At 60.4% G+C, this 9017-nt stretch carries 4 protein-coding genes; 1 reads left to right on the forward strand and 3 read right to left on the reverse strand.

Annotated elements, in window-relative coordinates; translation table 11 throughout:
- Nucleotides 1–111: 111 nt before the first annotated feature.
- From HBO11_RS23135 to HBO11_RS23145, 3 genes are read right to left on the reverse strand one after another with little or no spacing between them, the layout of a single operon-like run.
- Nucleotides 112–1473: an HlyD family type I secretion periplasmic adaptor subunit gene (locus HBO11_RS23135; protein ID WP_029298775.1), complete on the reverse strand. Its 1362-nt coding sequence runs from the start codon at nt 1471–1473 to the stop codon at nt 112–114.
- Complete coding sequence (locus tag HBO11_RS23140; RefSeq protein WP_169954001.1) at nt 1463–3619, reverse strand: type I secretion system permease/ATPase; 2157 nt, start codon at nt 3617–3619, stop codon at nt 1463–1465. The genes HBO11_RS23135 and HBO11_RS23140 overlap by 11 nt, the downstream gene beginning before the upstream one ends.
- A gap of 41 nt (nt 3620–3660) precedes the next feature.
- On the reverse strand, nt 3661–5007 hold the full coding sequence (locus HBO11_RS23145; protein WP_029298771.1) for a TolC family outer membrane protein: 1347 nt from the start codon (nt 5005–5007) through the stop codon (nt 3661–3663).
- A 340-nt stretch (nt 5008–5347) separates the two neighbouring features.
- Between HBO11_RS23145 and HBO11_RS23150 the strand changes: the two genes are divergently transcribed.
- Nucleotides 5348–9017 (forward strand): retention module-containing protein (locus HBO11_RS23150; protein ID WP_170058994.1); only part of this gene is annotated, 3670 nt, incomplete at its 3' end.

Below are 9017 nucleotides of genomic sequence, written 5' to 3' on the forward strand. Positions count from 1 at the left end.
TGGAGTTGAGGGCCCTATCGCAGGCAAGCCAGCTCCCACATTTTGACCGTGTAAACCGATCCAATGTGGGAGCTGGCTTGCCTGCGATGAGGCCAGGCCAGGCAATCGAGATCAACGCTCCTGCAACGACTCCGCCCGGGCCTTGATGATGGGCTTGAGCAGGTAGCTGAGGATGGTTTTCTTGCCGGTGATGATATCGACCGAGGCGACCATGCCGGGGATGATGATCAACGGCTTCTCATCGGTGCCCAGGTGGCTGCGATCGGTGCGCAAGGTGATCATGTAGTAGGTGGTTTTCTTGTCTTCGTCGGTGATGGTATCGGCACCGATGCGCTCCAGCTTGGCCTTGAGGCCGCCGTAGATGGTGTAGTCATAGGCGGTGAACTTGACCACGGCCTCTTGCCCCGGGTGCAGGAAAGCAATGTCTTGCGGGCGGATCTTGGCTTCCACCAGCAGGGTGTCGTCCAACGGCACGATTTCCACCATGTCGCTGCCCGGCTGGATCACCCCGCCGATGGTGTTGACCAGCAGTTGCTTGACGATCCCGCGCACCGGCGAGGTGACCAGGGTCCGGCTCACCCGGTCTTCGAGGGCTTTGCCGGTGGCCTGGGCCTTGTTCAAGTCGGTGCGTGCTTCGTTGAGTTCGGTCAGGGCTTCGCTGCGGTATTTACCGCGGGTCTCGTCGATCTTGCGCTGCACTTCCTTGATCGCCGAATCGGCGCGGGGGATGGCCAGGGTGGTGGCGTCCAGCTGGCCACGGGTTTCCATTTCTGCGCGCTTGAGGCGCAGCACTTCCACCGGCGACACCGCCCCCTGGGCGACCAGGGGTTCGGACATGTTGATTTCCTGGCGCTGCAACGACAGTTGGTTACGGTACTGGCCCTGCTTGGAGGTGTATTCGCGCATCTCCTGCTGGCGCTGGGTCAGTTGCTCCTGCAAGCCGCCGATTTCGTCCTTGAACTGCTGGCGCCGGCTTTCGTACAGCGACTGCTCGTTGATCGCCTGGGTGGGCGCAGCAGCCCGCACATCTTCAGGGATATTCAACGGCCGGTCTTCGACCTGGGCGTTCAAGCGTTCGATGCGCAACAGCAGGGACAGGCGCTGGGCCTCGGTTTCCCCGGCGTTGGAGACAAAACGTGTGTCGTCCAGGCGAATCAGCGGCGCGCCGGCTTCGACGATCTGCCCTTCCTTGACGTACAGCTCGGCGACGATGCCGCCTTCCAGGTTCTGGATCTTCTGCAGCTTGGAGGATGGGATGGCCTTGCCATCGCCACGCGTGACTTCGTCGACCTTGGCAAAGCCGGCCCACAGCAGCATGCACAGGAAAAACCCGATGATCCCCCAGATGGTCAGCCGCACGACGCGCGGGGCATCTTCGATCAGGGCCTTCTTGACCTCTGGCAGTGGCTGGCCGTCCAGCGAATCGGAACCAATGAAGTAACGACGGACCGCGTCCTTGAATTTACGCAACACTGATCTGCCCCTTCTTCAACGCTTCCATCACTACGGCTTTCGGGCCATCCGCGAGGATCTGCCCACGGTCGATGACCAGCAAACGGTCCACCAAAGACAGCAACGACGCCCGGTGTGTCACCAGCACCACGGTCTTGTTTGCCACAACGGCTTGCAGGCGCTGTTTGAGGCGTTCCTCACCGGTGTTGTCCATGGCGCTGGTCGGTTCGTCCAGCAGCAGGATAGGCGGGTTGAGCAACAGGGCACGCGCCAGGGCGACGTTTTGTCGCTGGCCGCCAGAAAGGTTCTGGCCCCGCTCGCCTACTTGCAGTTCGTAGCCTTGCGGATGCAGGCGGGCAAATTCGTGGACGCCCGCCAGTTCGGCGGCTTGCAGCACCACTTCGTCTTCAACGTAGCGGGCGCCGGAGACCAGGTTGTCGCGCAGGGTACCGGCCAGCAGTTGGATGTCCTGGGGCACATAGCCGACGTTGTGGCGCAGTTCGCTGACGTCGATCTGGCGAATGTCCACGCCGTCTACCAGCAAGGCGCCAGAGTCGGGCTGATAGAGCCCCACGATCAGCTTGGCCAGGGAACTCTTGCCCGAACCGCTACGCCCGATGATGCCGATTTTCTCGCCGGGCTTGATCACCAGGTTGATGTTCTTGAGCGCCATGTTCTGCTGGTTGGGGTAGGTAAAGTTCAGGCCCCGGCACTCGATGGCGCCTTGCAGGGTGCGGCGGCTCAGGGGGCGCTCTTCGAAGTTGCGCTCCTGGGGCAGCTCCATCATCTGGTCGGTGGAGACCATGGTGACTTTGGCCTGCTGGTAGCGGGTCATCAAGCCCGACAGCGACGCCAGGGGGCTGAGGGCGCGGCCACTGAGCATGTAGCAGGCAATCAGGCCGCCCATGCTGAGGTTGCCGGCGATGATCTGGTAGACCCCGAAGACAATCATGATCACACCCGCCAGTTGCTGGATCAGCAGGGTGATGTTCATCGACAGCCCGGAGAGCATTTTGACCCGCAGCTCAAGGCGGCTGAGGGTGCCAATGGTCTGTTCCCACTGGTACTGGCGCTCGCTTTCGGCGTTGTTGACCTTGACCGCGTCCAGCCCGGCCAGGGTTTCGATCAGGCTCGACTGGCGCTCGGAGGCCAGGGCCATGGTGCGCTCCATGGTGGCGACCAACGGCTTTTGCAGCAGGTAGCCGATGCCCAGGGCAATCGGGAAGGCCAGCATGGGGATCCACACCAGATGCCCGCCGAGGATGGCGATCACCATGAAGATCAGCAGGGTGAACGGCAGGTCGATCAGGCTGGTGAGGGTCAGGGACGCGAGAAAATCGCGCAGGCTCTGAAACTCGTGGATGTTCTGGGCGAAACTGCCGACCCGCGCCGGGCGGTACTTCATCGACATGCCGACGATCCGCTCGAACAGCGTGGCCGAGATGATCAGGTCGGTTTTTTTGCCGGCCAGGTCCAGGCACAGGCTACGCAGGCTCTTGAGGACCAGGTCGAAGACGTAGGCGATGAAAATACCGGTGGCCAGCACCCACAGGGTGGCGGTGGCCTGGTTCGGCACCACGCGGTCGTAGACGTTCATCACGAACAGCGGCGCGGCCATGGCAATCAGGTTGATCAGGAAACTGGCGGCGATGGCATCGGCGTAGAGCCAGCGCGAACGCTTGAGGGTATCGCGAAACCACGAGCGGGCCCGGGGAATCAGGGTGCCGTGGCTGACATCGAATTTGTGCTGGGGCTGGGCAAAGAACACTTTACCGATGTAGTCATCGGCCAAGGCTTGACGCTTGACGATGGTTTCACCGCCATCGCTTTCGCTGAGCAGCACCTGGGCTTCGTCTTCACCCTGCCAACCGAGCAGCACGGCGCTGCGACCGTCCTTGAGCAACAACAACGCCGGCATGGCAATCGCGGGGATCGAATCGAGCTTGCGTTGCAGCAGGCGCCCTTGCAAACCGGCGCGGGCCGCGGCCCGGGCCAGCAAATCGGCAGTCAGCTGCTGTGCCGGCAATGGCAGACCGGTGGTCAGCATCGCCGCACTGGCGGGCTTCTGGTGCAGGGCGCAGAGAGCCAACAACCCGTCGAGTAACGGGTCGTCGTGCAATGTGCGTGGATCATGACTGAGATGGACTCGACTGACTTCTGATTCCACGCGGGCTCTCTCAACTAACAGATGGGACTATAAGGAATAGCTCAATTCATCCCAGGCAGTTGAACTTTCGGCTTCACATCGTTCTGTACGACGGAGGCCATCGGTGCGACCACTCCCTGGCTCTTGAGCAACTCGCCCATGGTCGCCTTGATTCGGTACTGAGTAAATAACTGAACGTTTTTTATCTCTTCCAGACGACGCGAAGCGGTGAACAGTTCGTTCTCGCTGTCGAGCAAGTCGAGCAGGGTCCGCTCGCCCAGGCTGAATTGCTTTTGGTACGCGCCGCGCACCTTGCTGCTGTGGTCGACGTATTGCTGGGCAATCGGCACCTGGGCATTGGCGTTGTTCATGGCGTTCCAGGCCAGGCCCAGTTCTTCGTTCAATTGACGCAGGGCGTTGTTGCGAATATCCAGAGCCTGGTTGGACTGGTAGGACTTGGACTCCAGCTCAGCCTTGTTGCTGCCACCGGCATACAGGTTAAAGCGCATGCGCAGCATGGCTTCCCAGCCATTGTTGTGGCTGGCGTCGCCGTCGATGTTGTTGTCGGCGTTGCGGCCCAACTCGGCGTCGAAGCGTGGGTAGAAGGAAGACTTGGCGGCTTCGTATTGTTTTTCGGCGGCGGCGATGTCGGATTCGGCCGAACGCAGGATCGGGCTGTTATCCAGCATCTGGCGGCGCGCTTCGTTCAGGTCTGCTGGCAGCAGCGCCATGAAGCTTGGCGGACGCTCCAACTGATCGGCTTCCTGGCCAACAGCGCTCAGGTAGTTGGTCTGGGCATCGGCCAGGTTGGTCTGCTCGGTGATCACGTTGTTGCGGGCCTGGGCCAGACGGGCTTCGGCCTGGTCCAGGTCAGCCCCGCTGCCGACGCCGCGCTGGGTGCGCAACTTGATCTGGTCGTAGATGCGCTCGTGATTGCGCAGGTTGTCTTCAGCCAGGCGCACGAACTCACGACGGGTCAGGACGTCCAGGTAAACCTGGGCTACCGTCAATGCTGTGCGCTCGGAAGTGCCAAGCAACGAGAAAGCGCGGGAGTTAACGGTGGCTTGTTGACGCCCAACTTCACTGGAGGTGGCAAAACCGTCAAAAACCATTTGCTGCAGGCGCAGGCTCGATTCACCGCGATTGAGGGTGTCCCAGTGGCCGCCACGGGCCCGGGTGGAAGAACTGTCGGTGCCTTCACGGCCGTAACCGGCGTTCAGGTCGACACGGGGCAGGTAACCGCCCTTGGCCGCACGTAACTGATAGTCGGCAGCAATACGAGCGTTGACACCTGCCTGAATCTCCGGGTGCACATCCAGCGCTTGCTGCATGGCCTGGGGCAGGGTTTGGGCTTGTACAAAACTGGCGGCGAGAACGAACGGTATTGCCTTAAGCAGGTGCAAACGCATTTAAAAATTCCCCAGGACTTCTTGTCTCAAGTCACAGCAACTTGGCGTGCTGCGTTAGAAAATGGCTACCGTAATGACCGTACGTCGGAAAGTTCAAAAGCGGAACTGGTTCACACATGTAGGACGGTTCGCCGCGTGAATATCAATGTGACATTAGCGAGGCGATTGTTTAGGATGGCGCCAATAAGGTCAATAGTTTGGCATAAAGTAAATCGCCAAAAAATATAGCCAATTATTTGACGTCACCCGTTTTATAAACTACGCACTTCCCAGGTTGATGAATCCCATAGGGTCTCAGCCACAGGAACACCCACAGAATGGATCGCCGGAGAAATCTTCAATGAGCAGTGTTGTTGCAATCGTCAAAAGCATTGTTGGCCAAGTTTTCGTCATTTCTCCGGAAGGCGCCCGTCGGGTGCTTGTTGAGGGTGATCGCCTGTTCGCCGGCGACCAGATAGACACCGGCATGTCGGGCGCCGTCAGCCTGGAGCTGGCCGATGGCCGCACCCTGGACCTGGGCCGTGATACCCAGTGGAGCGCCAACGCGCCCGACTCCAGCACCGACCTGAGCCAAGCCACCGCACAGGCCGCGCCTTCGGTTGCCGAACTGCAGCAGGCCATTGCCGCCGGCGCTGACCCGACCACCGACCTGGAAGCCACTGCCGCAGGCGCGACAGCTTCTGGCACGGGCGCTGCCGGTGGCGGCCACAGCTTTGTGATGCTCAATGAGACGGCTGGCTCGGTTGATCCGTCCATTGGTTTCCCGACGGCAGGCCTGGGGTTCGGTACTAATGCGTTGACCAACGAACTCGGCGGGCAGCCGACCGACCCGCTCACGGCAGCACCTTTGCCGTCGACCCTGTCGCTGAGCGCCACCCCGACCATCACCGAAGCCGGCGGCGTGCTGACCTACACCGCCACGGTGACCCAGCCGTCTACCAGCAACCTGACCGTCACCCTGTCCAACGGCGCGGTGATCACCATCCCGGCCGGCCAGGTGACTGGCTCCGTGAATGTGCCCCTGGCGCCCAACGACAGCCCGTACATCGATCCAGGCCAGATCAGCGTCACCGTCACTGGCACCACTGGCGGTAACAACCTGATCGTGACCGTCGACCCGACGCCGGCCGTCACCCAGATCACCGACACCATCGACACCACCACCGTGACCCTGACAGCAGGCGAAACGGTGACCGAAGGCGGTCAGATCACCTACACCGCGACGCTGACCAACCCGGCGCAGACGCCTGTCACCATTACCTTGAGCAACGGCTCGGTCATCACCATCGAGGCGGGTAAGTCCACCGGTACGGTGGTGGTCGACACGCCGGCCAACGACGTCTACACCAATGGCAGTACGGTCAGCACCACCATTACCGGGGCAACCGGTGGCAACTTCGAAAACCTGGTGCCCAACACCACACCAGCCGTCACGACGATTACCGACTCGGTCGACGACACCGGCGTAACCCTGACCGCGACCAACACAGTCACCGAAGGCGGCCAGATCACCTACACCGCGACGCTGACCAACCCGGCGCAAACCCCGGTGACCGTGACCTTGTCCAACGGTTCGGTGATCACCATCAAGGCCGGCGAGTCCGTCGGTACCGTAGTGGTCGACACCCCGGCGAACGACGTCTACGTCAACGGCAGCACCGTCACGACGACCATCACCGGCACGACCGGTGGCAACTTTGAAAACCTGGTGCCCAACACCACGCCAGCCGTCACCACCATCACCGATTCGGTCGACACCACCACGGTGACGCTGACTGCGCCTGGCGATGTCAGCGAAGGCGGTCAGATCACCTACATCGCCACGCTTTCCAATAAAGCGGACACCGACGTTACCCTGAAGCTGGACAACGGTTCGACCATCGTCATCAAGGCAGGTGAAACCGTTGGCTCCGTCACCGTCGATGCTCCGGGCGATGATGTGTTTGTCGACAAAAGCACGCAAACGGTAAAGATCGTCGAGACTAATGGCGGTAACTTCGAAAAACTGGAAGTGGCAGGCGATGGCGCGACCACCACCGTCAACGACACCATCGACAAGGTCGATGTGGTCCTGACCGCCACAACCACCGTGGGCGAAGGCGGTCAGATCGTCTACACCGCATCGCTGGTGGACAAGGCCGGTAACCCGGTCACCAACACCACCAATCCGTTGACCGTGACGCTGGACAATGGCCAGACCATCACCATTGGCGTCGGCCAATCCGCGGGCACTGCCAGCACTGTTGCGCCAAACGATGTGTATGAGGGCAACCAGACCGTCACCACCGCTATCACCAATGTGACCGGCGGCGCGCATTTCGAGAACCTGGTGCCTGGCACCACGCCGGTCAACACCACCGTGACCGACACACCCGGCACCACCGACACCACCACCGTCACCCTGACTGCGCCAGGCGAGGCCGACGAAGGTGGCAACATCACCTACACCGCGACCTTGAGCAACAAGGCCGGCAGCGACCTGACCCTGACCTTGAGCAATGGTGACGTCATCACTATCGCCAAGGGCGAGACGACCGGCCAGGTGACGTCCAAGGCACCGAGCGACGACGTATTCAAAGATGCAGGCCCGATCAACGTCACGATCAATCCGGACGTCGTGGGTGGCGGTTTCGAGAAGCTTGATATCGCACCGGGTGGGGCGACAACGCAGATCAACGACACCATCGACAAGGTCGATGTGGTGCTGACCGCGACCAAAACCGTGGGTGAAGGCGGCGAGATCGTCTACACCGCGACCTTGGTAGATAAGAACGGCGCGCCGGTGACTAACATCACCAGCCCTGTGACTGTGACTCTGGATAACAACCAGGTCATCACCATCGGTGTGAACCAGTCGAGCGGGACTGTCTCGGTTGTGGCTCCAGATGACGTGTACAAAGGCGACCAGACTGTCACTACCGGCATTAAAGAAGTCGCCGGTGGCGATCACTTTGAAAATCTGGTTCCGGGCACTGATAAAGTCACCACCGTCGTGACCGACACACCGGGCACTGATAACACCACGACAGTGACCCTGACGGCTCCGTCGGAAGTGAGTGAAGGTGGAAAAATCACCTACACCGCCACCTTGAGCAACAAGGCTGACACTGACGTCACCTTGACCCTCGACAACAAGCAAACCATCACCATCAAGGCCGGTGAAACCGTCGGTACTGTGACAGTGGACGCTCCAGGCGATGACGTGTTCATCGACAAGAGCACCCAGACCGTCCAGATCACCGGCACTGACGGCGGCAACTTCGAGAAACTCGTGGTTGCAGGCGATGGCGCGACTACCACCATCAACGACACTATCGACAAGGTCGATGTGGTGCTGACCGCAACCAAAACTGTGGGCGAAGGCGGCGAGATCGTCTACACCGCTACCTTGGTGGATAAGAACGGCGCGCCGGTGACTAACATCACCAGCCCTGTGACTGTGACTCTGGATAACAACCAGATCATCACCATTGGCGTGAACCAGTCGAGCGGTACCGTTTCGGTTGTGGCTCCAGATGACGTGTACAAAGGTGATCAAACCGTTACTACCGGCATTAAAGAAGTCGCCGGTGGCGCGCACTTCGAGAACCTGGTTCCGGGCACTGATAAAGTCACCACCGTCGTGACGGATACACCGGGCACCGATAACACTACAACTGTGACCCTGACTGCTCCTTCGGAAGTGAGTGAAGGTGGAAAAATCACCTACACCGCCACGCTTTCTAATAAAGCGGATACCGACGTCACCCTGACCCTCGACAACAAACAAACCATCACCATCAAGGCTGGCGAAACCGTCGGCACCGTGACGGTGGACGCTCCAGGCGATGACGTGTTCATCGACAAGAGCACCCAGACCGTCCAGATCACCGGCACTAACGGTGGCAACTTCGAGAAACTCGTGGTTGCAGGCGATGGCGCGACTACCACCATCAACGACACCATCGACAAGGTCGATGTGGTTCTGACCGCAACCAAAACCGTGGGTGAAGGCGGCCAGATCGTCTACA

Source organism: Pseudomonas sp. WS 5010, assembly GCF_012985565.1.
GTDB lineage: Bacteria > Pseudomonadota > Gammaproteobacteria > Pseudomonadales > Pseudomonadaceae > Aquipseudomonas.

Bases quoted from the DNA above. Each gene is read 5' to 3' on its own strand.
- HBO11_RS23145 (WP_029298771.1), bottom strand. From the start codon at position 5,007: ATGCGTTTGCACCTGCTTAAGGCAATACCGTTCGTTCTCGCCGCCAGT.